Source organism: Aetokthonos hydrillicola CCALA 1050, assembly GCF_017591665.1.
GTDB lineage: Bacteria > Cyanobacteriota > Cyanobacteriia > Cyanobacteriales > Nostocaceae > Aetokthonos > Aetokthonos hydrillicola.
This window is the reverse complement of sequence record NZ_JAAKGC010000041.1, coordinates 39688-66047: the sequence shown is the minus strand read 5'-3', so window position 1 is coordinate 66047 and position 26360 is coordinate 39688. Positions and strand designations below refer to the sequence as shown.

Annotated in this window: 21 protein-coding genes; 12 read left to right on the top strand and 9 right to left on the bottom strand. The window is 36.7% G+C overall.

The window, feature by feature from the left end; all coding sequences use genetic code 11:
• Positions 1-214: 214 nt before the first annotated feature.
• The 3 genes from G4P69_RS20485 to G4P69_RS20475 are packed head-to-tail and all read right to left on the bottom strand — an operon-like array spanning position 215 to position 1232.
• Entirely contained in the window at positions 215-526 is a 312-nt protein-coding gene (locus G4P69_RS20485) for a hypothetical protein (protein ID WP_208351002.1), read from the bottom strand.
• A 2-nt stretch (positions 527-528) separates the two neighbouring features.
• Positions 529-780, bottom strand: coding sequence for a hypothetical protein (locus G4P69_RS20480; protein ID WP_208351007.1), 252 nt, complete (start codon positions 778-780; stop codon positions 529-531).
• A 23-nt stretch (positions 781-803) separates the two neighbouring features.
• Positions 804-1232, bottom strand: coding sequence for a hypothetical protein (locus G4P69_RS20475; protein ID WP_208351001.1), 429 nt, complete (start codon positions 1230-1232; stop codon positions 804-806).
• A 1039-nt stretch (positions 1233-2271) separates the two neighbouring features.
• Here G4P69_RS20475 and cysK point away from each other — a divergent pair.
• On the top strand, positions 2272-3237 hold the full coding sequence (gene cysK, locus G4P69_RS20470; protein ID WP_208350999.1) for a cysteine synthase A: 966 nt from the start codon (positions 2272-2274) through the stop codon (positions 3235-3237).
• On the opposite strand, the gene G4P69_RS20465 is transcribed toward cysK, so the two are convergent.
• The gene (locus G4P69_RS20465) at positions 3229-4008 is read right to left on the bottom strand and encodes a hypothetical protein (RefSeq protein WP_208350997.1); all 780 of its coding nucleotides are present in this window, start codon (positions 4006-4008) and stop codon (positions 3229-3231) included. The two genes, cysK and G4P69_RS20465, sit on opposite strands and share 9 nt — an antisense overlap.
• A gap of 602 nt (positions 4009-4610) precedes the next feature.
• On the opposite strand from G4P69_RS20465, the gene G4P69_RS20460 reads away from it, so the two are divergent.
• The 3 genes from G4P69_RS20460 (at position 4611) to cydB (ending at position 8715) form a co-directional block, all read left to right on the top strand.
• Positions 4611-5897: a pentapeptide repeat-containing protein gene (locus G4P69_RS20460; protein ID WP_208350995.1), complete on the top strand. Its 1287-nt coding sequence runs from the start codon at positions 4611-4613 to the stop codon at positions 5895-5897.
• 112 nt (positions 5898-6009) lie between these two features.
• Positions 6010-7455, top strand: coding sequence for a cytochrome ubiquinol oxidase subunit I (locus tag G4P69_RS20455; RefSeq protein WP_208350994.1), 1446 nt, complete (start codon positions 6010-6012; stop codon positions 7453-7455).
• A 246-nt stretch (positions 7456-7701) separates the two neighbouring features.
• Positions 7702-8715, top strand: a complete 1014-nt coding sequence (gene cydB / locus G4P69_RS20450; protein WP_208350993.1) for a cytochrome d ubiquinol oxidase subunit II — start codon at positions 7702-7704, stop codon at positions 8713-8715.
• 107 nt (positions 8716-8822) lie between these two features.
• On the opposite strand, the gene G4P69_RS20445 is transcribed toward cydB, so the two are convergent.
• The 3 genes from G4P69_RS20445 to G4P69_RS20435 form a co-directional block, all read right to left on the bottom strand.
• Positions 8823-9245: a PIN domain-containing protein gene (locus tag G4P69_RS20445; RefSeq protein WP_208350992.1), complete on the bottom strand. Its 423-nt coding sequence runs from the start codon at positions 9243-9245 to the stop codon at positions 8823-8825.
• Entirely contained in the window at positions 9235-9492 is a 258-nt protein-coding gene (locus G4P69_RS20440; protein ID WP_208350990.1) for a ribbon-helix-helix domain-containing protein, read from the bottom strand. Before G4P69_RS20440 ends, G4P69_RS20445 begins: the two co-directional genes overlap by 11 nt.
• 79 nt (positions 9493-9571) lie before the next feature.
• On the bottom strand, positions 9572-10492 hold the full coding sequence (locus G4P69_RS20435) for a glutaminase (RefSeq protein ID WP_208350988.1): 921 nt from the start codon (positions 10490-10492) through the stop codon (positions 9572-9574).
• Between the two features lie 348 nt (positions 10493-10840).
• On the opposite strand from G4P69_RS20435, the gene G4P69_RS20430 reads away from it, so the two are divergent.
• The 3 genes from G4P69_RS20430 (at position 10841) to G4P69_RS20420 (ending at position 11922) form a co-directional block, all read left to right on the top strand.
• Positions 10841-11257, top strand: a complete 417-nt coding sequence (locus G4P69_RS20430) for a XisH family protein (RefSeq protein ID WP_208351005.1) — start codon at positions 10841-10843, stop codon at positions 11255-11257.
• Entirely contained in the window at positions 11245-11580 is a 336-nt protein-coding gene (locus G4P69_RS20425; protein ID WP_208350987.1) for a XisI protein, read from the top strand. The genes G4P69_RS20430 and G4P69_RS20425 overlap by 13 nt, the downstream gene beginning before the upstream one ends.
• Positions 11581-11721: 141 nt before the next feature.
• A complete protein-coding gene (locus G4P69_RS20420; protein WP_208350986.1) occupies positions 11722-11922 on the top strand; it encodes a hypothetical protein in 201 nt (66 codons plus the stop codon).
• Positions 11923-11932: 10 nt separating this feature from the next.
• Here the strand turns inward: G4P69_RS20420 and G4P69_RS20415 are convergent, their stop codons facing one another.
• A complete protein-coding gene (locus tag G4P69_RS20415; protein WP_208350985.1) occupies positions 11933-12148 on the bottom strand; it encodes a DUF4926 domain-containing protein in 216 nt (71 codons plus the stop codon).
• A gap of 18 nt (positions 12149-12166) precedes the next feature.
• Positions 12167-12499: a DUF6883 domain-containing protein gene (locus G4P69_RS20410; protein ID WP_208350984.1), complete on the bottom strand. Its 333-nt coding sequence runs from the start codon at positions 12497-12499 to the stop codon at positions 12167-12169.
• 1011 nt (positions 12500-13510) lie between these two features.
• Between G4P69_RS20410 and G4P69_RS20405 the strand changes: the two genes are divergently transcribed.
• The 5 genes from G4P69_RS20405 (at position 13511) to G4P69_RS20385 (ending at position 26308) form a co-directional block, all read left to right on the top strand.
• Complete coding sequence (locus G4P69_RS20405) at positions 13511-14791, top strand: hypothetical protein (protein WP_208350981.1); 1281 nt, start codon at positions 13511-13513, stop codon at positions 14789-14791.
• Positions 14792-14793: 2 nt separating this feature from the next.
• Positions 14794-18318: a hypothetical protein gene (locus G4P69_RS20400; RefSeq protein WP_208350980.1), complete on the top strand. Its 3525-nt coding sequence runs from the start codon at positions 14794-14796 to the stop codon at positions 18316-18318.
• Between the two features lie 47 nt (positions 18319-18365).
• A complete protein-coding gene (locus tag G4P69_RS20395) occupies positions 18366-20126 on the top strand; it encodes a hypothetical protein (RefSeq protein WP_208350979.1) in 1761 nt (586 codons plus the stop codon).
• A gap of 28 nt (positions 20127-20154) precedes the next feature.
• Positions 20155-22467: an AAA family ATPase gene (locus G4P69_RS20390; RefSeq protein WP_208350978.1), complete on the top strand. Its 2313-nt coding sequence runs from the start codon at positions 20155-20157 to the stop codon at positions 22465-22467.
• A gap of 412 nt (positions 22468-22879) precedes the next feature.
• Positions 22880-26308 carry a hypothetical protein gene (locus G4P69_RS20385; RefSeq protein WP_208350977.1) on the top strand — a complete coding sequence of 1143 codons (3429 nt, stop codon included), beginning with the start codon at positions 22880-22882 and terminating at the stop codon, positions 26306-26308.
• The last annotated feature ends 52 nt before the right edge of the window (positions 26309-26360 follow it).

Sequence of the window (26360 nt, the reverse complement as noted above, 5' to 3'; positions counted from 1 at the left end):
AATGTTTTAGATTTCAAACATCTTTATTATCGATTATAATCTCATAATTGATGCAGCTATTCTGAACACCAGATGACGCTAGATGCTTTATGCCGGGGAACCCGTCTACCGCACTGGCTAGGGAACCCGCTTATAGCGCAGTGGCTCCTCCTGACTTCTGACTCCTGACTCCTGTATTCTTTATTATTAATGCACCCTTTTAAATTTTATTTACTCAGCGCGCATTACGCTCTGAGACTAATACTTCTGCGACAATGTATGGCAAATTTATAAAGTCAGTACATCCCCTAGATGCAGGAATAGGAGAGATAAATGTATAGTCTGGATCGCATGCTCCAGTGTCATAGACTTGAATAAACCATCTATCAGGAAACCCTTCGACAGCCAATTCCACAATGTACCAAATGTCTCCAATAAGACGAGAATTTTCAATCACGAACCACTCTCTGTCTTCTTCTGAGATGTTCCACTCTGCCATGAGGAATTCTAACGCTATTTGTCCTGCGTCAGTTGAAGTCAACAACATTTCTACTCCTTATTAGAAACTTCAGGGTATAATCCTAGTTGTTTAGACAGCTCGCGGGCGACATGAATTAAAAACTTTGCACCATCGTCATTACCTTCATGGGCAAATACGGTTGCTACTTGCACCATAGTATTGACTAAACCAGCATCAATTAATTCTGGCCGTTGCTCTATAATTTCAGGTTCCTGACCATTGGGACAAGAGATTAGTTTGTCAATAAGGTCAAAATATTGGGATTGGCGTTCTTCTGTCATAGTTGGTGTAGAATATAAATGTGTCATTGCTCAATGCTGTGCTGCCATAATCTTTCTAACATTTCGACTCGTTTTTGAAAAATTGCAGCACGGTACGTAAGATACCTATCATACAAAAAAGCTAATAGTCCTAAGAGAATAGGTATTAACAACAAAAAGCGTTGCAATATGTTATCAATGTTATATTGCTCAGCAATAGTCAAAATTTGTTCAAAAAAATCGGTATTAAAGAATTTGTTCCTCCTTTTGTGTTGATATGATGTTTTAACTTCTTGTTTGGGTGCTAACTCGAGCTTAGCTGGATTACTCTGATTAGATTCACAGGCTAAATGCTGTATTTCTACTAGTTCCATATGTTGCTCCCAAACAACACCAAATACTACTAGTTCTGGAGAAAGTACAGCTAAAGTAATTAAACAAACGGTGAGAACATTGACAATTTTTAACTTCATAAAAGAAAGAATTCAGGAGCCAGGAGTCAGGAGTCAGAATGAGCGAATGAATAAGGGGTTAAAACACTATCCAATCCCCAACTGAATTCTGAATTCTGAATTCTGACTACTTGTTTAAGAAGTCCCCCCTAGTTCTTAGGCGTAAACCTAGGAATGTAGGGGGGTAGAGGGGAATCTCTGCGTAAATCCTATAGTCTTTATATCAGCTGCCTAAAAACGCCACGTTTAGTCTAGGCTGGATCAAGATTATTAAATTAATTAACGTTGTACTCAAAGTCTGCAATTACCGCACAAACAGTATTTCTAAAATTTTTTGGGGTATAGGTACTAGTTTTTTTGGGGTGTGGTACTTGTATTTACAACCCAGGGTTCTGGCATTTGTGTACTCAGCTTCAAATCGATGAATGCTTTGGTAAATAACGGTTTTTTCATCAGTTCTTAGAAAACAATTGCTGTACTCAAAGAAGTATCGTATTTTACTAAATTGAGCATTATTGTTAGCGTTGAACCAACTACGGGAGAGGACTCCGGCTGCATTCCGATTTGGTTAAGTCTTGTTTGTAGTTTGAGTAGCAAAGCTTGGACTTATCTATTGCGGGAGCGAGACGTGAGTGCAAAGCACAGGCTCCGAGAACACACCACATACTCCAATTCAGGAAATGCTCACATCATGACTTCCCCCCTAAATATTAGGGATTTATTTTTTCATTTGTGTCCTTATACTCAAAAAGTTTCAAAATCTTAAATAGAATTTACAAAAGCTCAAATAAAAAGAAATCAGGAGGAGCTAATTTTGCAGGACGGTTTCCCTCCGTAGGAATGTGGCGTTCAGAATTCAGAAGTCCGAAATCACCTTACGCCCCAACAACGTTGAAGACACCGTTTAGACAGTGAAGATTGAAACCCCTTTACTCATTTGCTCATTCTGACTCCTAGCTCCTGTCTCCTGATTTCTTTTTGTTAAAATAGACTCAAGTGATGGTAAGATTTTTGAGATTAATTTTTAAAAAGAAATTGTAGCGTTTGTGGGAGAAAATTAATGAGAATTGCTAATGATATATCCGAGCTAATTGGAAGAACTCCGCTAGTTAGGCTAAACAAGATTCCGCAAGCAGAAGGCTGTTTGGCAACAATTGTAATGAAATTGGAAGGAATGAATCCAGCAGCTTCGGTGAAGGATCGCATTGCTGTGAGTATGATCAAGACAGCAGAAGAGGAAGGTTTGATTGTACCAGGAAAAAGCGTTTTAGTTGAGCCTACTTCCGGCAACACAGGTATTGGACTAGCAATGGTAGCGGCGGCTCGCGGGTACCATTTAATTTTAACAATGCCGGAAACTATGAGCTTAGAACGCCGTGCTATGCTTAGAGCTTATGGTGCAGATCTAAGGCTGACACCAGGGGTAGAGGGTATGCGAGGAGCAATTCGCAAAGCTGAAGAAATCGTTGCCGAAACTCCAGATGCTTTTATGTTACAACAATTCCGTAATCCAGCTAACCCAAAAATTCATAGAGAAACAACCGCAGAAGAAATATGGGCGGATACAGATGGACAAGTGGATATTGTGATTGCAGGTGTGGGTACTGGCGGTACAATTACTGGTGTTGCTGAAGTTATTAAAAAACGTAAGCCGAGTTTTCAGGCGATCGCAGTTGAACCAACAAATAGTCCAGTTCTTTCTGGAGGGCAACCAGGATCACATAAAATCCAAGGGATTGGTGCTGGGTTTATCCCCGAAGTTCTGCGCACAGAATTGCTTAACGAAGTGATTGCTGTTAGCGACGATCAAGCGATCGCATACGGAAGGCGTTTGGCAATGGAAGAAGGGGTACTCTCAGGGATATCATCTGGCGCTGCTTTATATGCAGCAATTCAGGTGGGTAAACGACCAGAAAATGCTGGTCGTTTAATAGTAGCTATCCAACCCTCGTTCGGTGAACGCTACCTCAGCACACCTATGTTCCAAGATTTAGCCTTAGAACACAAACAGACTCAGCTAAACTAAGTACCTTGTATTTGGGACAATCCCGAAGAATGCATACTCATACCAGGTTGTCCAGATAAAACTACGAATCCACCGTTGACGCTTTTGAGGATGCAACTCATACTCAAAAGCTCCACTTGATTCGTCAATAGAAGATAAATGACTTTCACAGCCGCAACCGTGCTGATAGGTGAAACCGTACTTAGAAGCAATGCTTTGTATTTTCATCTGCACAGCAAATACCTTGCAAGCATGAAGCGCAGCATCCCATGAGCGCTTATGTTCTCTATCACGAGGATCAAACCTTAAAGCGCGTTCCTCAAACACATGATCTCGGTAAATGGGAGCAAGGTGTACCTGGTAGAAACTTGCTGGAAGTTCATAACCAAATTCATTAAACAGTTCTATCCCAATACGAGCGACTTTCACCTCATTAGCGTACTCTGAACCTTTTGACTCAAATTGACGCAAAACTTCTTCAAAATTGGGATAACTTTCAGCTTTAAAGTCTTGTCCGTAAAATAAGAGCGTTTCTCGCGCTAATTGTCCGAATAGCTCATTGAATGACGGTAATAAGTGAGCCAATTCTGGACGATCTTTGAATAGATCAACATCACCCTGCGTCAACTTGTACTGAAACAATTGCGCCATTTCAACATAGCTATGAGCATTTTGCAGTCCAAAGCTAGCTTCCTTGTTAGCAACATCTTGCCATACCTTGGGCAATTGAGAAATCTCAACTGCATTTTCTCCAGCAATGACCTGAACTTGGGGAGCATCGAGTAGAAGCATTACGTGGTCTCCAGCACAATAATGAAAACCAAAATCAAACTGAGTTTATCTTTTTTGGTGTAGTAGCTGACTGGGGGGTTATACCCATCAGTGATCAGTTATCAGTGATCAGTTATCAGTTATCAGTCAAGAAGAATGTGTTTGTACGAGCGCGAAGCACTCTTTTACAGCGGTTTGCGATCACTTATCACTGCACCATACGCTTTGATCACTGATAACTGTTTACTGTTCACTGTTTAGGTTCTCACCCAATCGGGTTATCTGAAGGTAGGAGGGCAAAAGTAGATGATTGAGTCAGATTTAATTATAGTGCAACTTGATTGTTGGGCTCTTACAGCTTAGTTATATAGGAGTCGGATTTGATTTCTGAAAAAAATTAAGTCTTGTAGGGGAGGCAGGGCTGCAGGAGGATCTCCCTCCGTAGGCGACTGCCGTTGTGTTAGGACAAAGTCCGTAACGCACCGTTATCCAGGTTTTACTTCTTCAAAAATTAAATATGATTTCTATATTACAGCAAAAAAATGGGAATTATAGGAACACATAATCGTTCTATTTGTAATCTATTCATTTAGTTGTTCTGAATTATTTTAAGGGTTAAACTAATGGTTAATACATATTCTAAATTAGAAACAGACAACCTAGATATAATAGAACAAAAAATTTTAGAAGAACTGCGAGAGGAGTTCTCTAAAATTGCTGATGTTTCTGATTTGTTACATCGTGAGTATATCTTTGCTTTATTGGAGCAAGAATCTGAAAAGTATGGATTGTCTAAAGAAAGCTACCGTCGCTTATTTGAAGTATTTCTTCAAGAAAAACAAAAAACAGCAATATTTCCCAAACAAAAGCCAATAAAATCTAACTGGATAAACGATTTCTTTCGATTATCGACAAGTGCACAAATTCGATTAATAGGGAAAGGATTTTTTTCAACTTTAGAAAAGGGTGTTATAGCTGCTGCCGCTGTTGGTTTATTTTTTTACATTCGGGAAGCACCAACACGAGAAAAACAGGCGCACTATCAAGTTTGGCAAATGATTAACTCTGCTAGCGAGCAACAAGGTGGTGGAGGAAGAATAGAAGCTCTACAAGATTTAAACAAAGATGGTGTAAGCCTGAATGGGCTAGCTGCCAAAGGAGCTAATTTATCTGGTATCCAATTACAAAAAGCTGATCTAACATTTGCAAATCTGCAAGATGCTAATTTAGCGTGTAAAAGTCAGGAGATGAAGCATAAAAAATGCTCAAATCTCCAAGGTGCTGACTTTTCTAATGCTAACCTCAAAGCAATCAGCTTTAAAGAAGCCAATTTGAAAGCAGCTAACTTTGAAGACGCTAACCTTGAAGAAGCTAATCTTATAAAAGCTGATCTTCAAGGTGCTAACCTTTTCGGAGTTAATCTTAAGAAAGCGAAACTTCTATTTACTAAACTTCAAGGAGCTAACCTTACAGAAGTTAATCTTCAAGAAGCTAAACTACACGCAGCTAACCTTAAGATGGCTAACCTTTTAGGCGCTGATCTTAATAACTCGAACTTTTTACACGCTGATCTTCAAGCAGCTAATCTTCAGGCTGCTAACCTTCAAGGAGCTAACTTTCAATCAGCCAATATTCAAGGAGCCGATTTGGAGGGAGCTAACTTGGTGCAAGCAAAAGAACTAACCCCAGAGCAAGTTAAAACTGCTAAAAATTGGGATAAAGCTCATTATGACCCAGAATTTCGCCAAAAACTCGGTTTACCGCCAGAAGTTCCCACAAATAACAAAGCTAGTTCTCCATCTCAAGTTAAAGCACCTACCCTCAAGAGCCGCCCTTCAGTAAGAGGGAATAGGGTAAAAGCAACACTTAACAGGGAAACACCCAAAGTTAAAACTAAGGGGTTTGGATAATAACGTATTAAAACTTCGTGGTTTGTTCCTAAAGTACGATGTGTTTGAACAAGGAAACATGATAAAAGGTTGTGAATCTATGGGTTTTGGCTAAATCATACGGAGGATAACTGTGGAATTTTTGTCTGATTCCGTTGTGTTATCAAGGATGCAGTTTGCACTAACTGCAATATTCCATATTCTTTGGCCAGTCTTGACCACAGGTATGGGAATATACTTGGTTATCGTTGAAGGACTATGGCTTAAAACTCATAATCCTGATTACTACTTACATGCACGCTTCTGGTCAAAGTTCTACGTCCTAAATTTTGGTATTGGTGTAGCAACAGGCATACCAATGGAATTTCAGTTTGGCACGAATTGGGCTCCTTTCTCTGAAGCAGTTGGGAACTTTTTTGGTAGTGTCATTGGGTTTGAAGCGTCTTGGGCGTTCATGCTAGAGGCTGCCTTTTTAGGTATTATGTTATTCGGCTGGGAGCGCGTAAATCCTGTTATTCACTATCTCTCTACAATATTGGTTGCGGTTGGTGCAAATTTATCAACTCTGTGGATTTTAACAGCAAATTCCTGGATGCAAACCCCATCCGGTGGGGAAATGGTCAATGGAAAATTTATTGTCCATGATTATTTTCAGGCGATCTTGAACCCATTTATGGTGAACAGTGTTCTCCACATGTTCTTCGCCACGCTGGAGACATCACTATTTGTGATAGGTGGGATTAGCGCTTGGTACATTCTTAAGCAGCGTCATCCAGCTTTCTTTTCTCAATCTTTGAAGATTGTTTTAGCAGCTGCGATCGCCGTTGCTCCATTGCAAATTTACATTGGACACTTAAGTGCAGAACAAGTCTATCACTACCAACCCTCAAAACTAGCAGCAATGGAAGCTCAGTGGGAAACCACACCTGCTGGAAAAGCAGCCGATTGGAGCTTGCTAGCTATACCTAATGCAAAGACACAAAAAAATGATTGGGAAATCACCATCCCTAATGCTCTTGGGTATATTTTAGAGTTTAAAAAAGAGTTATCTGAACCTGTTCATGGTTTGAAGGAGTGGAAACCAGCAGATCGTCCTCATTTAGTAGGGTTAATATATTACTCTTTCCGCATCATGAGTGGTATTGGGATCTTCTTGGCAGGATTGATGCTATTGAGTACAATCCAGTGGCTACGGGGTAAGCTAAAAGCAGAAAATATTAGTCAACAAAGTTGGCTTATGGCTGCTTGGATTTTTGCGGCTCCTTTAGGATACATTGCTGTAGAATGCGGTTGGATTGTGCGCTGTGTTGGACGTCAACCTTGGACACTCTACAATCAGATCCGTACCGTTGATGCTGCATCTCATCTGCCCGCAAGCAACGTCTTAGTCTCACTGACTGGCTTTGCAACAGTATATACTTTTTTGTTCATTACCGTTTTGTACTTTGGCACTCGCATTATCAATAATGGCCCAAATCTTGAGCTACCGATACCAAGTACTAGCCCCTCTCGCCCTGCTGTAGAAACAACGCCTGGCGAATTTGTACCAGATGATCGTCCTGTAGAAGCAGAACAGTAAGTGGGCATGGGGCATGGGGCATGGAGCATGGGGACTGGGTATTGGGGACTGGGGACTGGGTATTGGGTACTGAAGATTAGACTACCTACTTCTCTGCTCCCCCTACTCCCCCTGCTCCCCCTGCTCCCCCTGCTTCCCCTGCTCCCCCGCTCCCCTGCTTCCCCTGCTCCCCTGCTCCCCCTGCTCCCCCTGCTCCCCCTGCTTCCCCTGCTCCCCCTGCTTCCCCTGCTCCCCAACCCCCAACTTATGGAAACACTTAACTATTTCCTTCCCCAAGTATGGTTTGTAATCTTAGCTCTTTTCCTTTTTCTATATGTGATGCTGGATGGATTTGATTTAGGAGTGGGAATTTTATCTCTCACCTCCTCGGATGAGGAACGCCGAGGTATTTTAATGACTAGCCTCAGCAACATTTGGGATGCGAATGAAACTTGGCTAGTGTTAATGGGCGGAGGTTTGTTTGGTGCGTTTCCTCTAGCTTATGGCACGATTCTCAACGCCTTGTACATCCCAATCCTTACAATGGTGTTCGGATTTATATTTCGTGGTGTGGCTTTTGAGTTCCGCGAGTTAGCAAGACGAAAACTTTTCTGGAATTTAGCCTTTGGTGCAGGAAGTTTCGTTGCAGCACTTGGTCAAGGTTTTGCTCTTGGTGCTGTGCTAAAAGGTATTAAAGTTGATGCTACAGGGCACTTTGTTGGTACAACTTGGGACTGGTTAAGTTGGCAATCTGTGCTAGTAGCCTTGACTTTGATCCAAGGATATGTGCTGATTGGTTCCACCTATCTTGTATGGAAAACAACAGGGGAATTGCAAGAAGCCCATTATAAAACTGCAAAAATTTCTGCTTGGACAACGTTGATTGGAGCTATTTTTATCACAGTCACGACACCGATATTTTATCAAAGTGCTAGGGCTCGTTTGTTTGAGCAGCCACTCGTTTATATCTTTGCTATCATTCCTTTACTAGGCGTACTGCTAGTGTGGCAGCTTCTCAACAGCCTGAATCGTAAAGAAGAAAGGGCTCCTTTCGTTTGGACAATTCTGCTTTTCGTACTTACATTTATTGGGCTAGGGTTGATTGTCTTTCCTTATATTATCCCAACACAAATCACTATTTACGAAGCTGCGGCTGATCCTAGTTCTTTGGTGATCATGATTATTTTTATCGGTTTCTTGATACCTGTGATGTTATTTTACAACCTTTATCAGTACATTGTTTTCAGAGGGAAAATTACAGGCGATCATTATGGTAGATAATATTTTAGAAATATCCAGTCGTAGGGTGTGTTAGGCGAAGCCGTAACGCACCTTAAATTTGTGATGGTGCGTTCGCTGCGCGACAACACACTCCGCGTTAAAATTTCTTAACATAAAGGGTTAGTAAATTTTACCCCCTCAATCGTTGCACCTACGTTGAAATCTTCACTGTAAACCTCAGATATTTGATTAAGCCTTGCTGTTGCCCAAATCTGCGCATCCCAATATGGGAAGTTATGAACTTCAACACCCCGGATTGCTTCTAAAATAATTAGCTGAGTTACCTCCACAACATGGGAAGCATTCATGTAATTACGTACGCGATCGCTCGCCTCAGAAATTTCTAGAAGTTGTCTTTTCGCCCTCGTTGTCGCTATGAAAAATTCGCCCATTATCTGGGTACTAATTACCGCACGGTTCGTTTGAATTAACTTGTCAACGATTGTAATTGCCCGCTCTTGTTTAACAGGATCAAATGAGTCGTAAATGTACACTAATATATTAGTATCTAGTAACACCCTAGCGTTCATAAAGGTCTTCTCTTTGCCAGTCCCTTCCTCCTGGTAGAGGTGTAAGATTTTTCCGACTATTAATAAAAGCAAGTTCACTTTCCCAAGCAGCAATATTCGTTTGAGGATCAGTGATATTGCCAATATGTAAATTAATAGCTTGGCGAATAATTTCCGCTTCGCTTACACCTGTTTGCTGAGCAATCGTTTTCAGCAGATGCTCCTGATGGGGTTCAATATAAATTTGCTTGCGGATTTTGCTTGCCACTATATTTCTCCTACATTATGATGTATACATCACTTTATACATCATAACATAATATAATATACTTCTGCTCCTTTTTCTATCACTTATCTGCAAAAATACTTAACCCTAAACCTTGGGATAAACTCTCAATAAAACCAAGCGCAGCAACAGAATTACCTATACTGTCTAAGGGAGGACTATAACACGCGATCGCGCCCTGGCCTGGTACGATAGCTAAAAGTGTACCACTAATACCTGATTTCATCGGTAGACCAATCCTGAGAGCAAGTTCACAAGAAGCCTGGTATAATCCACAAGTTAGCATTAAGGCATTGACACTACAGCGATTTTGTCGCGTGATCAATCCATTTTCACACGCTAACAGTTTGCCCAAAAGTGCTAAGTCTTCAACCTGCCCAGACAAGCAGCATATATGCTCGTAAGTGTCAATAGCTGTTTCTTGATTCTTTACATATCCTGCATAAACAAGATGCTCCGCGATCGCTAAATTTGCTTGAGAGGTTGCACTTCGTACTGAAGCAAGCATCTGTTCATCTAAAAACAGCTTGCAACCTGCGGTTTGGTTAAGCCATGTACAGAGGTGTTGAGTGCGATCGCGAGCGTTATATCCTGGTAATTTATCAGCAAGGGTAATTGCACCACTATTAATCATAGGATTTCGGGGTCTTCCGCGATCGGCAATGAGTTGCTCTAAAGAATTGAAACTTGTACTTGATGGTTCAACCCCAACCCACTGAAAAACGCTCTTAGCTCCCAGATATTCCAGAAGATAAAGCAGCAAAAACGGCTTAACTGCACTCATAAGCGGAAACATACAAGCAGTATCGCCAAAGGAGAAAGTTCTCCCTGCTTTGCGGCAAATGTGAACTGCAAAAAATTTATAATCAGCCGCAGCTAATAGTGGTATGCGATCAGCAACTCGCCCTTGAGATGCTTTAGCTTTAGCTTGTTGCGCCCAGGCTGATAACTCTAAAGTAGTTAGGGTTTTCAGTTCACTCATGCTGCTGTCCTCAGCCCTTTGTTGCTAAGTACAGTATTATATCTGAACGGCACTAAGATAATATGTTAAACGTTCAACTAAAAGCCTATTCGTCCTAACCATCGCTAGAGGACGTAGAGGAAAAGAAAAAGTTTTAGTACTTTGCAATTGGTATAGAGCGATCGCAGCGATCACCTGCGAACTAGAAGGGGTATCAAGTTAAGGCACGAAAAGACACAGGAGCCTAATAAGGTATAAACGAAAACTATAGAAGAAAGCTCTGTAATTTTTTCCAGAACTTATCGTAACCCCTCAAATGACATTGAAATATTATGTAATTATGGATTACTGCTATATAATATCAGAAGAATATTTGTGAAAGATGCATTTCATAATGCGCTCAGGCGAGCGCTTGAAAAAGATGGTTGGACAATTACGGATGACCCGTTACGCCTTCTAGTCGAAGAAGTTGAACTGCTCATTGATTTGGGAGCAGAGCAACTGCTGGCAGCAGAAAGGTCAGGAGATAAAATTGCGGTAGAAATTAAAACATTCCTGCAAGCATCAGCCATTTCAACTTTTCATACAGCCCTAGGGCAATTTCTCAACTATCAGGAAGCTTTGGAACTTGATCAACCAGAGCGAATTTTGTATTTGGCTGTCCCAAAACAAGCTTACAAAAGCTTTTTTGAAAAGCGGTTTGTACAGAGAATGGTAAACAAATATAGCATAAAACTTTTGATTTATGATCCCAAACAGGAGGTCATCGTAGAATGGAAAGAGTAGAGAAATATAGAGAGTTGGTAAAACAAGTTTTAGAAGAATATGCAAGCTATAAATTCTCATCAGGTGAAATTGAAGTGATGCCTGTTTTTGATTTACAAAGAGATCACTATCAAGTTGTTAGTGCAGGATGGAAAGATGAGCGCCGCATTTATGGGTGCTCAGTACATATTGATATTAAAGATAGCAAAATTTGGATACAGCATGATGGAACCGAGATTGGATTTGCAGATCAATTTGTAAAGCTAGGAGTTCCTCCCGAAGACATTGTATTAGCATATCACTCGCCATTCATGCGGCAGTTCGATGGGTTTGCAGTTGGCTAATGCGCTGTGTCCAACCTTAAAACGGATACGGAGGTTTAATTTCCACGTTTTTTCTATAAATTTTAGTTTCTCTTAGAAAATAAAACCTCAAGCCTCGACTAAATCCGTAGTACCATTAATTCAAATTTCAGATTGGACTAGATGAGTAGGCGGGTAGAAGTTGGTTTTAGTCAGCGCATTCAGCTTTATTGGTTGGAACTTACAGCTAACCTTTTTTTAGCTGGTTCTACAAGCTCAGAAATTCAAACATCACTTGATGAATTCTTAAAAGATAAGGTTTCCATTGGTAGTGAAAGTAAATCTAGCGCTCGCAACTTCATCTTATGTTTAGAAAACTATTGAAGGGAATAGTCTAAACTAAAGTTTTCTCGCCAAGCGGGTGATAATATAAAACCATTAATTGATTGGCATTTAAGGTTTCTAAGGCATAGGTATGACCTGTATTATCACTAAATTCAACTTCAAAAACTCCTGGTTCATATTCTTCTACAATTGTTCCCACTTGACCGCGATACAATTTTAATTCAGGTAAGTTTTCTAGCAAAGCAACAACATCTAATGTTTTCATAGGTATAACATCCATCACTTATAAAACATAACAAGTTACTAAACGGGGAAAGTTTTCATTATTTCGCAAGATCCAGACACTGTGAATTACCGCTTCTTTGTTGGCACGAGTAACGGGAAAATCGATGATATATTTTTGACCATACGGGTTACTTTTGCCAGAAATAGCGTCATAATTAGCTACTGCTCGTAAAAGCAGAGATCGTAGTTCTTCTGCATCGTTTAAATTCAAGTCTAGGGCAGACTTAAATACACGGGCTTTGTGTTTTCCTTCTGGATGTTCCGGGTTAAGACAGTAACCAGCTATTTTTTCTATTTCAACGATAGCGCATTCAGGATTAGGTAGTTTCATAATATTGTCTATAAAAAATCTCCAGTCTATGGCTGTGAACTCACCTACTGGAGAAATTTTCTAACTTTTTTATTAACTTTCCAACTTTTTTATTTCCCTATAATTGTGGAAACATAATAAAGTTGTACAATTTTAGCGCTTATAATCCTGATTCTATCGTTACCCAATCACCAGTTTGACAAAAATAAAGTTGTACAATTTCGTGATACTACCATCCAAAAACAAATAAAAAAGTTGTACAATTTTTAAAAGGCCTGTCCCACAAGGATTGCAGAGGATATGTTTTCGCTTTTTACAGGCGATCGCATTATAAGTAAAAACCTTGTCCAATTCGCAAGCTAGGTGATAAGCTGGAGGCATAGCACTACGGGCATCGTGCAATTATCGGCGGAATGTTGGGTGTTCGCCTAACAGAATTTTCCTAAAAATATTTTGCTGTACTTCTGAAAAAAGCATTAGCCAGCTTACTCTAAAAGTGGCTCCTCTTGAAAAATACTACTGCTTCGCCTTGGAGAGCATACAGGGTTTGTATTCATACTCACTACAATGCTGAAGCGTGATAAAAAAATCAGGCTTAAAGTGTAAAAAAACATTACGTAAGTGAGCAGGATACACCAACGGCTTTTTCCACAGGGTGATTGTCAATAAACTAAAATTATTGACAATCAGCAACGTACAAATCAAGGATTGGGAAACCCCAAAAATACCCTTTTCAAAATGCAGTGAAAACTTAGGATACCCCAGCTTCTTTATGATAAGTATATAACGATAAAACAGTCAGGAAGGAGACGAGGTAGCAATCGGCAAAGCAGGAAAACAAACAGATGCTGTCCCAGCTTAAGTTGGTACTACATGACTCAATATGTGAATATAAGGCACAGGTAGGACACATTATAAATTTATATGACAGAAATATTGACCTGAATGTCATATCATAGTTAAGTAAAACAGGATCTTGGGAGTGCGATTTGTGCTACGAGTGCAAAAGAAGGATAAGCTGATAACTATGCTATGGCTATGACTTTTAAAGTACCCAAATTTGAAGACGGTAACATTCTTTCTGAACAAGAGTTATACGCTCTAGCACGACTTTCAATAGAATTTTTTCGTTGGAATTGCATCGCTGGAAAAAATTTTGGTTTTTTCGCACCTTGGGAAATTGATTTTATATCAAGTTCTAATTCTTGGAATCAATTTGATTGGGAAAATGATACTTTGTCTGTAAGTAATCTGTTTGTTATTTCGTTGCAAGGATACCCATTCATTATCCAAGGTCAGAAAAGAGTAGAAAAAATAGGAAAAACTTTATTTGCTGTAGCCCATTTAGCAAAAGATTCACAATCTTATAATGATAATGGTTATAAGATTGACTTTAAATGGGATCTTCCTGAAATTGAATTGAATCCAGAAACAGAACCTTTTCTGATTGAATTGGGACGGGTGACTGGTAATGATAGTAACAGAAAATTTTCAATGACTCCTCCAGTTTTGCAACTCACTGGTACAAGTAAGTTGTGGAGGACGGTTTCAGACTTGAAAAAAAATATAGATAAATATGTAGAACAGTTAATAATTTCAACAGGAGAAAATAATCTTGACTGTAGCGAATATATAGATCGACTTGAAAGACTAAACTTATTTTCTAATAATACCGAAGTAAATAAATTTATCGATATTGCTTTATTGACGTTAAAATCTGCTGCTGGATTTTATCATAGATTAATTTATCATCAAAATTATTCAAAATTAGAAGATCAATCTTGTAAAAATCTTCAGGGACGTGCTTTAGAAAAGCAATTAGCAAAAATTAACGGAAACAAAATCGAAAAGGAAATTTTCGACTCCATTGACGAACTTTTAGAAATGGAGGTTAAAACCGGACACGAACAACAAACCTTTATAGAGAAACTAAACTATTTATTTTCTTCAAACTCACGCTTATTTCAAAGATTACAGACCAATATACAAGAAATTTTTCCGAGTAAAGGTTATCCTCAAACTTTCGATATAATGCGAGTTTTATATCGATATGAATTGCAACAAAATAAAAAGAAAGGTAAAAGTATAGTAGTTGAATTTAATGTAGAGCCAAGCAATGTGGCTTTTATTTTTGCCAGTGAAGAAAATATAAAAAGTACAGAAACTTTAATCCCTCTTAAACAAAAAAGTGAGAAGGAAAATATAAACAAAAATCGATATAAACTTGTGTTAGATGTGGAAGATTATTTGTTTATAGCATCTCCCCCCAAAATAATAAAAAAAGTTGAATTAATTCAAACCGAGAAAAATTAATTATGCTTGAAAATTCTCAAGAGTGCCAAAATTTAATTCAAAATATAAACTCAGCTATTGTTCATAATCCTCGCTTCATGCAAAATCCTGAAGAACAATACAAGCAACGCAATAAATACATTGATGTATTAGAATACGCTATTAAAAATAATGAGCTGTATCATTTATATGATATTTGGAAAGTTTTTGCACAAGCAAGAGAGGAAGCAAGTAGAGGTTTTTTCCTAGATTTATGGGATATATACAATCAACAAGAAGGTTCTGAAAAAAAGCAGCGTGAAAGAGATATTTTTCGTTATTTCGTTTGCCAAATTCACGACCAATTTGATGAAATTCTGCAAACAACAAGAATCACAGCTCCTCACCTATGGCAAGAATATGTGCGAGAAATTTTAATAAAATCAATGTGGATTGACAGCGCAGAAGAAATGCAATTAGAGCGAAAATTGCTCTATTCAATGTCTCATCTCTATGTATATTTATATCCAAATACTTCTGTACCCGTCAGGGAAGAAAGAGAATCTCTAATACATCAATTACAAGCAACTGAAGACGCAATTTATTGTAGAGTAAAAGAAAAGAATTCTTCGCTTTTCATTGCCGAAGTTTTTAGTAATAATGAAAATATTAATTTACAAAGAGAATTTACTCTTTCATTTCTCTATTTATATAGATTTGCAAATCATTTTGATGTTATTAGCTTAAAAGATTTTGTTAAAGAAGTGATCGATTCATTGAAAGAAGAAGAATTTATTAAGCAGGTAGGACAAGAAACTGGAGAGGAATTACTAAATTTACTTTTGCGATATTGGGGTGCAAACTCACCATTAATAAGATTCTTTTTACAAGAAAAATTAGAATTTAGTTTTTATCAGTACGAGCAACCAGAACCAATTAAGTTACCATCACCTTATGGAACGGATAATTTTGTTTACACTATTGGTGCTTCTGGGGTAGGAAAGTCATATTTTTTTCATGCTATGGAGTACTTTAGCAAAAAATCTGAAGAACAATTACCCTTATCACTAGAGTATATTGATGCTTCAGAAGAGAGTATTCTAGATAGACAAAAATGGGAAGAAGGCGAAGATATAAAATCAGAAAAAAATAATCTTATTTATATGCGTTCAAAAGTTCGCAATCTTCGTCGATTTACTTTTTATGAAATAGAAGACACGCAGATAATAGAAGATACTGTGATAAAATGGCAATCTTTACGAGGATATTTTGAGAGGCGTTTACCCTCTGCAATTATCTTAGTATTTTCTATGGAAGAAAAGGATGACTTAAAATCCTATAATTTTCTTGTAAATTTACTCGATAAGTTAGCAAAAAAAGACAAGCGTTACCATGAAATTCCCATATATTTTACATTTAATAAATCCGATACACTGGCAGCAAAAATACAACAATCTCAAGAATGGGATCAACAACTATTGAACGATTTTCAGAGGTATTTAAACTGTCAAATAGAACTCAGTCAAGGATTCAATTTCTTTTCTTTACGTTATCAGAAATTAGAGGGAGTTCAACAAATTGGCATTTTAGAACTTGTCAACAAAACTAAAGCTTGTTGTGCTAATTTGGCATTTATTAATCAATTAAATCAAGATATCAAAAGAGTAAGAAAAATAATTGATAGCTTATTAGATAAGAATTTTACGAACCTGAGTTTTATATATACTTGCTCCTTATTAAAAAATGGTAACCAGTATACCGATTTGCAAAATTTATGGAGTGACCTGAGAAATTTTATCATCGAAGCTACTTGTGAAGATATAAAAAAATACTATCAAACAGAATTTGAAACAAAACTTGGTCGTGATTTTCATAAAGTAGATGTATTTTATAACGAAGCAGTAATTAAATCTTCTCTTGAATTTAGCAAAGATATTTTTGAGCGATTAAATGAAGATCCAAGTTCTCAGTTATACTTAGATGATTTTTTAAAACTTCAGAATATACTTGAAAGTAACAATAAAATAGAAATATCAGATGTTTTATCATTAAGTTCTGGAGTTGAGACAGCTTTAAAATCTTTTTTTAAAGAAAAAAGGTTTTTTAGCGATTTTTTAGATAAAGCTTTAAGAGCAAATTTGAAAGAACTTGGTGTTCCTGTAGAAATAGATCAAATAGAAGAAAGCCAAGAAAGTCAAAATTCTCAAGATTATCCCTTAAAAAGGATAACATTTATCAAGCCAGAAAATATTAATTATTATGATGATAGTATTTGGCAATTTTACGGTGAATCTGCAAGTGTAAAAAACTTTCTAAAAAATAAGCAATACGAGCAGATAAAAGAAGAAATAAAAAATATTTTCTTTGAAAGAATATCCGATTACAATAAAAAAACTGATTCAAAATATCGATTACGAATCGACAGAGATAACTTAGAACTCGTAATCGAGCAATTACCTAAACAGCTTCAAGCAATTGATATTGCTAATAAGAATGAAGCATTTGAAGCTTCAATAAAAGAAAAATTCTTATTTTCCTCTGCTTTGAACGATATAAGTGTTGTGTGTCCGATCCAATGTGGAAAATTTGACGAATCAGATCAAAGCTTAATTCAAGGAACCGCTCGAGAAAAGACAGTTTTTGAGAGACTATCTCAATTTACTAATTTCGAGGATGCAAGAAAATATTGTCAACTGTTAAGCAATTATTTACCTGAATATCAGAAAAAACCAAAGTATCCACAATTTCTTCTACTCAAGAGACATCCCTCTGGTAAAATCCAAGTAGAAATTGATGAAATAAAAATTAATGTAATAAAAAAACTGGATACAAAATTAAAGCAACAGCAAAAATTATTGCTAGATATGATGGTAATTTTATTAAAAAATACCCAAGAATTTAAAAATACCTATAAAAACACCTCGAATCAATACGAATACGAAAGATATATCTCAAATATCTATTTGGCAAAATATTTGTTGGAAATATTAAAATCACGTAAATTTAAGATTGAGTCATTCCAAGAAAAACCTAACGAAACAGCAGGACAAATTACTAAGGCTATTAACAATCTAAAGGATATGAAGTTAGACGACTTTAAGAAGGATTATGCAGAAATAAAATCAAGCACTGATAGGGTTTGGTATTCATTAAATACTAAAGATATAAATAGCGTAGTAAAAGAAATAGAAATAGAACTAAAAACTGCTTTCGACATTTACGGACTAATATTACATCTGGTTGAAGAAGATAGAGAACGATTAAAATCTTTATCAAGAAATATAATCCAAAAATTTAGTTTTTTGGAAACAAATGACTATAATAATCTTTTAAAAGACTACGAGAAGCAGCGTAAGTTATTGATTATACAGGAACGAGTAGAATACTTGCGAGTGTCGAAGTGGATTGAAGATTTACCATCAACGTCACAAGATTCATTTACTGAGTATTACACTAACCATTTTTGGGGTGATTTAACTTCTATTGAGACAATAGAACTCAACGAATGGAAGGATGATTTTATCAAAAACATAGAAAAATTATTAGAAATTGAATTATTCTCGCAGTAAAAAGAATAATTTAAAGTTTAGGATGTGGAGTTGGTAAATAATATAATATGAGAATTTTTACAATTGTTTCGCGACCAAATTATCAAGATCCAAAGAGGTACGAGGAATGGAAGTATTTTTTTCTTGATCATAAAAAACAATCATTTTCTACTAGATTAACGAATGATAAGAACCCTTTAGGGGAAGCAGTAAACACGTTAAGAGACAGAAGTTTAGAATCTGAATTTTTTCTAAAACTAACTCATCCAGATTCTCCCAACCTTTCTACTGTCTGTATTTGGAAACACCAAGAACGGGATAATATATATTATGTAAAAAATGTAGAATATCTTACCGCATTTGATAGTACTAATAATAAGAATCGGTTATATTTGCCTCCATTGAGAGGAAAAAATCTTATAAATTTTCGTAACATCAATGACGATCAAAACTATCGGTATCAAGTTATGGAAGTAGAAGAGCTAGGATTTCCCAATTCATTAGCTAGCCAAAAAAACGATGCAAGTGGAGTTTTTTTTAAGCAAGTCAAAAGCGATGAAGGGGTTAATCCAGCAATAATAAAGCTTGAATATAATCCGGAGATTATAGGCGATCGCGAACACGAGTATCATGCTGTCGGTTGGCTGAATCCAGTAATTTTGACCCTTGCTCTAGATGGGGATGATATAGAACACATAGAAAATGCCAACAACAATGAATATCTTAACGCACTAAGTTTATTTCTTGATCAATCATCTCTAATATTAGTGGAACCCCATATTGATGAAAGTTATGACTTACGAATCAGTTTTTTGATTAAACTGAATCAAATAATTCAAGAACGTCCACGAAACAAAGCTAACAAGAAAAATTTAAGTCTCATTGAATATATTCTATTAGGATCTGAATATCCTCAACCTTGGAAACCTTTTTTTATTTTAGATTTACTTGGGGGTGAGTTTTATGCTTACCAAAATCTATGGCAAAATCAAAACCGACAAAAGCCGTGCATTATTTGGAAATCCCCTAAAGATGCAAAATCAAATAAACGTTGGTTTGCAAATTATTGGCTAAAAAGATGGGTGAATCCAGACGAGGTAAATACTGAACCGGAAGAGATAAACACTGAGAGCAAAGTTAATGTAGTTTCTCCACCTTCATTGGCTCGTCCTTATCGTTCTAGTAGAGGTTTAGTAACTTTTCGGGTAGACGATTTGTCTGAGACTACTCTTTCATTAGCTTCTCTGTTAAAGGGACATCCTATGTTAAAGGGACATCCTAAATGTATATCTGAGCAAAAAAAAAACAATCCATACCACTTTCTCTTAGGATTGTTTCAAGATTCGGAGTTTAAAAAATATTTAGAAAGATTTCCTTATGATAATTTTTGGCGCGTCGAGAACTTAAATAATAATTTAGTAAAATTTGATGATGTTGATTTCTGGAATTTTTTTAGTAAAAGCCATGTTATACCAAAATCATCAATATTAATCGCTATCCCCAATCAAGATAATCTTTTTTTAGATCCAATTAATTCAATTAACTTCGGAGCGTATAACTTTTTATTGGCATTGTTTAATTCTTTATATGGTGTTCGAGAACAAGAATTGATAGAATTTTACAATACCTTTGGTTGGTGGAACGACTGGCATTTAACCCTCTTTAACGAAAATTGGAATGTATACTTGAAATTCATCAAGCATGGTGGATTTATTATCAAAAAATCTCTACTTGGAGGAAAAGATTGCCTAGGTTTAAAAATTAACGGAGTGGATTGGAAAAATTCAGATATGCGTTTTTCTTCTCCTACAGAGAACGGTATGCTCTAAATATTTCATTAGATAAATATATTTCTCTATGTCCACACAAAAATTTCGCGAACTACTTCAAACTACCGTTAACCAAGCAAATCAAAAAAGTCCTAGAGAAATAGGTACTTTAGCTCATTTACTCATTTATTGTCTCCAGCAAAATTATCTTTATCAATCTAAATCTAGCAATGGTAACAACCATATTTCAATGGTTGTTAACGATTTAGAATTAGAGATAAAAAAATACGCAATTGCTCCTATTCAATCGCAAGAAAATAAATTTCTAATTAGTTATGACTTAGAACGCGCTGTTAGCAACTACGAGAATTTTATTAGCAATTACTCACAGCAAGAAAATCTTACAGATAACGTAATATACTGGCTATTGAAAGGAGATTTCAACGATAAATTTTTGAAGTTATGTCGCAAAATTTGTCGGGATCGAGGGGTAGATACTCTCTTTTTAATGCCTGATTTCTCAGGTGTAAAAATTGCAGATTTGGGATTTGGCACGCTAATTGATACTGAATGGTTGGAAAAACAAAGCAGTTTACCACTTTTCGGTCGTCAAGTAGATATTGATAAACATATTGGTTTTTTGTCTTTAGCAATTCGCCAACGCCGACACTATTTATTAGAGGGATATCGAGGAGTTGGTAAATCTGTTTTCTTGCGAGAACTAATAAAAGTTTCTCTTGAACGTTGGCAAATATCTGGTGATCAATTATTAAGTAATCTTCGTTTTATTTTATTTGAACAAAAAGATTTTATCTATTCAGAAGAAGATAATCGGACTCGTCTGACACGCCTATATCAATATCTCCAAGTCAATCCTCAACTAATTCCTATATTTGACAGTTGTGAAGGACTTTTAAATCCGGCTCTTTCTGTTCACGAAATTTTTACTAGCCTTTTTGGTGGTATTTTTTCTACTAGCGGACGCACTTTTGTCTTAGTATGTCGCACGGAAGTAGCTTTAAATTCAAACTTGCTTGAACCTATTAAAAGCTATACGTTATCACCTTTATCTCCTACAGTGAGTTTAGAAATTGTCTCTCAGAAAATTGAACAATTAACCTCACGCTATGGCATACAGTGCAATTTCGATACCTCAAAAGATGAATTTTGTTCTTTATTAATTAACATTGCCTCAGAGAGATATCCTGGACGTTTCTTCCCTGAAATTGCACTGCATTTAGTTGAAAGCACTTTGAACAGAGCGATTCATCGTACTTTATATCTCAAAAACCCGCCTCTAGACAAAATCGTTGTTGCAGACTTGTGGGAGCATGTTGCCGAAGAACAATCGATTAGTACTGAAATATTAGGGAAAGATCCAGAGGAATTTTATCAAAAGGTGCAATTGAATCTCAAAAAGCAAATTATAGCACAAGATGCAGCCGTAGAGAAGGTCTGTAAAGTCCTACAAGTGATGGCTAAACGTCCCCCTCGTAAAGCTCCCCGTGGCAGATTTCTTTTTGTGGGACCCCCTGGAGTTGGTAAAACTCATTTAGGTAGGCAATTAGCAATTCATTTGGGTTTGGGTGATGAAGCCTTTTTTATATTCAATATGTCAGAATATTCCTCTGAAAGCGCCCGAACTCGTTTTATGGGAGCAGATCCAGGTTACGTTGGTTATCGTTCTACTAGAACTATTTACGATTTAGTCAGGTCTCGCCCGTCTTGTGTCATTTTGCTAGACGAGATTGACCGAGCTGATGCTTCTATACAAGACATCTTGCTTAGTATTCTTGAAGGAGAGGGAAAAGATGCAGAAGGTAAGATCGTTTATTTTTCACAAGTCATTTTCATTATGACTACCAACCAAGGGCAAGAACAAGTAGAAGAAATTTATGAAAAGACCTCCTCAGTTGATAATCTTTCCAGAGAAAAGTTAGCAGATAGTTTCAGCGACGAATCGTTGCGAAAATTAATTCTTCAAGGTGCGGTTGATGAAACTGAAGTAGCCATGCGAAATTTTTTACTAGAGGAGATAAATGCTGTTAAAAACCAGTTTGATGAATACCAGTTACAGCAAGACTTATCTCAGGATAACAGAGAAGTAGTAATCGAGAGATATATCGATCTCAAAAACCGTTACAATCGCCTGGAATACGTACAAAAGAAAACACCTTTAGATCGAGCTTTTCTTGATCGCATAGATTTTGTAATTCCTTTCTTTCCAATTAAAGAACCACAATACTTAACGCAAATCCTTGATTTGATCTTAGAAAGATACGGCTGGAAAGATTGTCCTCACTCAATCAAAGACGAAATAGTAACTGAAACATTGAAACCAAAACAATCCATTCGTTCTTTAGAGCGTCTTGTTATGAGATATTTAGCTGAAAGCTCGTGATACCAACCAACTCCCCAACACGAGCCTATAGATGGGTACTAACCAACCTACGCAATTTAAGACTTGAGAGTTTAACCAAACCGTATTGGGAGTAGAATAGCAAAATAATGCTTCCTTTTATACCAAATTCCCTGTAGTTATTAGGTATACTAATTGATGGAATTACGTTTATCTGTTCTAGTAAATCAAGTATGTGTACCCCATCGGAGCAGGAACTGCTGTATAGTTCACACAGCAACCATCTAAGTCTTACAAAAAAATCTGCGAAAGAATCCGAAAAGTCGCAACCTCAGTTTGTAGTTCACTATATGTTTACAATTCATTACTAAGTGAATATCTGCTGTATAGAGAACGCTCTGTCCAATCTTCCCAGATTCTCTCAATTTGTAAAATCACAATAAAAGGTTTGAAGATGCTAAGTCAACAACAGTTAGAGTTACTAAAAAAATCAAATAAAACTTTAGCAATAATAGGACGTTTTCGTTGTGACGACGAGAAAACTCGTTATGTATTTAAAAATGCCGGAGAAAAAGATGGGAAAATAAGTGTAGCAGATCTGTTTGCCCAACTCAAGCCAGAATTACGCTCCTCTAGTAAGGGTATTTTAAAAATAGGCACAGAAAAAGAAACAGAACGATTTGAGAAATATGAATTAGATACTCCTTTGAACGCAGGAGATAAAAGTAAATCACAACCAATTTTGTTTGACAGTCCCTTACTCGATGGCACTATATATTCCGGAGAAGAAGCAGAAAGGATACAAGAGCAAGGAAAAAAAGTAGTTAAAGAACTTATTGATAGCCTCGACACTGTTGCCTATTTTACAGACACTCACTTCACTAAAAGCTTACTTAAGATAGCCAAGCACTATCTATTTGAAGAAGCTAACGAACATCTGGAACACAAAATTGCCGATGATGCACAATGGTACAAAACGGTTAATTCTGATAACTCATTTTGTTCCAGAATAGTACAATACATAACTGCTCACGAACAGGACGAGCCAGAAATAGAAACTGCTTTTCGGTTGTCTTTAAACAGCTTTAAAAATAACTCAGATAAAAGAATCTATACAGACGAGCAAGTAGATCAGTTAACACAAGCCCTGATTAAGTGCAAAAGGGTCATGTTGGATGGAGCAGAAGAAGATGTGACTTGGAAGAAAATTGCACAAACAGGTCAATTTAGCTGGCTAAAAAATTATGCAAGTGATCCTGATTATGGATTATCACATCCTAAAATTGGCAAAAAAGTCGGTGATAAAAACTTTCTAGCCTATTACAATGCTTTTATGGAAGCGTCCGATAAAATTCATCGACTTGTCAGAACTCAAGCAATTCATTCGAGTATTTTCTGCTGGTTGGCAAGCAAATATCAAAAATGGGACTTGACAAGTCGCTCTGAAGCTGCTAGAGAGATGTTCCGTATTGGTGTAGAAGGTCAGGGAGAAGAACGAATTCGCAGCGAAAGCAGAGAAGCGTACGAGCGGAATTCAAAATTAATTCAGGAAGCAAAAGTAGAACCCACACTTGCCAACAAAGTAGAAGGAGATGATAATTATAAAATTTTTGCAGTAAAAACTGAAGATAACATTTTTGACGCATTATTACCAGATCGTGCTGTGACGCGCAAAGCATTGCGGTTCCGAGCCAAAAATCTCTTCAAGAAACTGAACCAAATAGCTGGAGGAAAAGCTGGACAAATCCTCAGAGAGAATGACGAGTTTAACCAGTTATTTGTTAAATATTATAGAACTATCTTAAATACCGACGCTGGCGCGACAATAGAAGAATTTGCAGAAAGATTAAACAAAGAAGCTGCAAAAGATAAAGAAGTAGAAAAGTTTAATAACTTTGATATTAGAGGGTTTATCGATGTTGTTATTAATAGGGCTAAAGAACAAGGAGAAGAAAATTTAAAAACTCAAGTAAAAGAAGCCTTTATTACCGAATTCGCTCAAAAGAGTAAAAATCGTTTTGCTGAAGAATATCTGAAAAATCAAGATCAAATCAAGAAAGAAGAACAACTAGCACAAGACCTGTATGATTTGCGGAGCATCCAGGAAGTTACTGCTCAAGAAGAAACAGCAGGCGCACCTGTTTATGTGATGACAGATTTGTCCATGCCCGATTTTGAAAAGATTGACGAAGATATTAAAATAAGCCGCAAAAAGAAGATTCAGCAAGAAGCTCAAGCTGCTGCTAAAACGAGTTTCAGTCTTTCTGTTACTGCACCTAAACCCAAAGAGTTAGAAGGTATACAAACAGATACGACAGGTGTAGTGACTGATGGTGAAGGTAAAAATATTGGTAGCTATACAATCCAAGACAATAAAATTAAGTTGTCAGCAAATGAAATCCAAGTAGCCGACCAATTTAATAGCACAGAAGCACAGATAAATGTTGACGGTCAAACATATAAACTTCAGGAGTTATATATTCCTGAAATAATGGATTTCCCTAAACCAGATGAAATTGAACAAGCAGAGAGAATTGCTGAAGCTGCTCAAAATAATTATGAGCAGTTGTCGAAAGCAATGGATAAAATTTTGAACAAGTATCGTGATGAAGATGCTGAAGAAGCAGACTTTAATCGTGCTTTTCGCTCTCTACTGCTGTGTGAGTATATCCAATCGGCACCAAAAGGGACAACACAAATAGATCGCCAAGATCTCAGTAATATTTTGGGATTAATGGTTGATATTGTCGAACATCTTGGAGAAGTAGATAATAGCAAAATTTTAGATGGAGTGCTCACAGAAGACCCAAAATTACTAAGATTGCTACAGAAAATTAACCTGAGTAAGTATTATCCAGCAGAAAAAGGAGACGAAATCTCAACAATTCTTCAATACCAATACGAGTTGTGTAAAAAACTCAATAACGTAAAAGGATATCTTCAAGAACTGGCAGAAATAAAAAACTTCTTTGAAACGATGCAACGAACAAACTTGGAGATTGTAGTACTTAACACAACTGTGAAAGAATATGGAGATATAAATAATATAGATTATGAGACTTTCTCTTTTAACACTGATTGTCCTTCGGTAGTTTATCTCACTTCACAGTCGCAAGTTAGCGTAGATAGTCTGACAACGATAGCAGATACTCTAGCCGAATTAATTGACGATTCTGATAACGCAACTAACTTGCAAATTCCAATATTTGTAACTTCCCAAAGTTTATCTATTGATAAAGTTCCTTTACCATTAATTTGTCCGACAGAAAAATTTGACTTACCTAACTTAGTATTTGACAAAAATGAATCGTTAGAAAATAACAAGTTAAACATAACTGTTGATTGGAAAGAACAACAAAACAGTTATTTGTTATTTAGTGCAGCTACGATGTTAGTAGATTCATCTACAGCAATGGGTTCCATAACAAATTTCAAGCCACCAGTAAGCTTGGCAATACGAAAATCATTTGATATAAACTTAAAAAAGAATCAAACGGTTGTCGATCTATTGCGTCAATTTTGGTTAAGCCCAAACTGCAAGCTCTTAGATACTCTTATATTTACTAAGTGGTTGAATTTGATCGTATTGGCTAAACGGATAGACAATACGATTAATCTCAAGGAAGAATTTGGTCAAATACTCGATGATAAAATTTGGAAACCTAGAGAATTACCAGACGTTTCTAATGCTGCTTTTGCAACATTAAAAGAATTAGTTAATATTCCCATCAAAGTGGAAATGAATAAGCAATTTTCAAATCCAAGTTCCCTTGGCGGAGGAAATTGCTCTATAGCAGAGATATATGGTACGGATTTAGAAAAGAAACCGAAGTACGTATTTAATTTACCTTGGAAAGACCTCTTCGCTGATAAATTAAGTTAATTGGGAAACAAGTAATCAAATCGCAAGACTAAGAAAATAGAGGAAACACAAT

What these genes read in the sequence shown, in the direction of transcription:
- G4P69_RS20460 (WP_208350995.1), top strand. Translation starts at nt 4,611, where the DNA reads ATGGTTAATACATATTCTAAATTAGAAACAGACAACCTAGATATAATA.
- G4P69_RS20465 (WP_208350997.1), bottom strand. Translation starts at nt 4,008, where the DNA reads ATGCTTCTACTCGATGCTCCCCAAGTTCAGGTCATTGCTGGAGAAAAT.
- G4P69_RS20410 (WP_208350984.1), bottom strand. Translation starts at nt 12,499, where the DNA reads ATGAAACTACCTAATCCTGAATGCGCTATCGTTGAAATAGAAAAAATA.
- G4P69_RS20445 (WP_208350992.1), bottom strand. Translation starts at nt 9,245, where the DNA reads ATGAACGCTAGGGTGTTACTAGATACTAATATATTAGTGTACATTTAC.
- cydB (WP_208350993.1), top strand. Translation starts at nt 7,702, where the DNA reads ATGGAAACACTTAACTATTTCCTTCCCCAAGTATGGTTTGTAATCTTA.
- G4P69_RS20485 (WP_208351002.1), bottom strand. Translation starts at nt 526, where the DNA reads ATGTTGTTGACTTCAACTGACGCAGGACAAATAGCGTTAGAATTCCTC.
- cysK (WP_208350999.1), top strand. Translation starts at nt 2,272, where the DNA reads ATGAGAATTGCTAATGATATATCCGAGCTAATTGGAAGAACTCCGCTA.
- G4P69_RS20425 (WP_208350987.1), top strand. Translation starts at nt 11,245, where the DNA reads ATGGAAAGAGTAGAGAAATATAGAGAGTTGGTAAAACAAGTTTTAGAA.
- G4P69_RS20390 (WP_208350978.1), top strand. Translation starts at nt 20,155, where the DNA reads ATGTCCACACAAAAATTTCGCGAACTACTTCAAACTACCGTTAACCAA.
- G4P69_RS20435 (WP_208350988.1), bottom strand. Translation starts at nt 10,492, where the DNA reads ATGAGTGAACTGAAAACCCTAACTACTTTAGAGTTATCAGCCTGGGCG.
- G4P69_RS20480 (WP_208351007.1), bottom strand. Translation starts at nt 780, where the DNA reads ATGACAGAAGAACGCCAATCCCAATATTTTGACCTTATTGACAAACTA.
- G4P69_RS20395 (WP_208350979.1), top strand. Translation starts at nt 18,366, where the DNA reads ATGAGAATTTTTACAATTGTTTCGCGACCAAATTATCAAGATCCAAAG.
- G4P69_RS20385 (WP_208350977.1), top strand. Translation starts at nt 22,880, where the DNA reads ATGCTAAGTCAACAACAGTTAGAGTTACTAAAAAAATCAAATAAAACT.
- G4P69_RS20420 (WP_208350986.1), top strand. Translation starts at nt 11,722, where the DNA reads ATGAGTAGGCGGGTAGAAGTTGGTTTTAGTCAGCGCATTCAGCTTTAT.
- G4P69_RS20400 (WP_208350980.1), top strand. Translation starts at nt 14,794, where the DNA reads ATGCTTGAAAATTCTCAAGAGTGCCAAAATTTAATTCAAAATATAAAC.
- G4P69_RS20405 (WP_208350981.1), top strand. Translation starts at nt 13,511, where the DNA reads ATGGCTATGACTTTTAAAGTACCCAAATTTGAAGACGGTAACATTCTT.
- G4P69_RS20415 (WP_208350985.1), bottom strand. Translation starts at nt 12,148, where the DNA reads ATGAAAACATTAGATGTTGTTGCTTTGCTAGAAAACTTACCTGAATTA.
- G4P69_RS20475 (WP_208351001.1), bottom strand. Translation starts at nt 1,232, where the DNA reads ATGAAGTTAAAAATTGTCAATGTTCTCACCGTTTGTTTAATTACTTTA.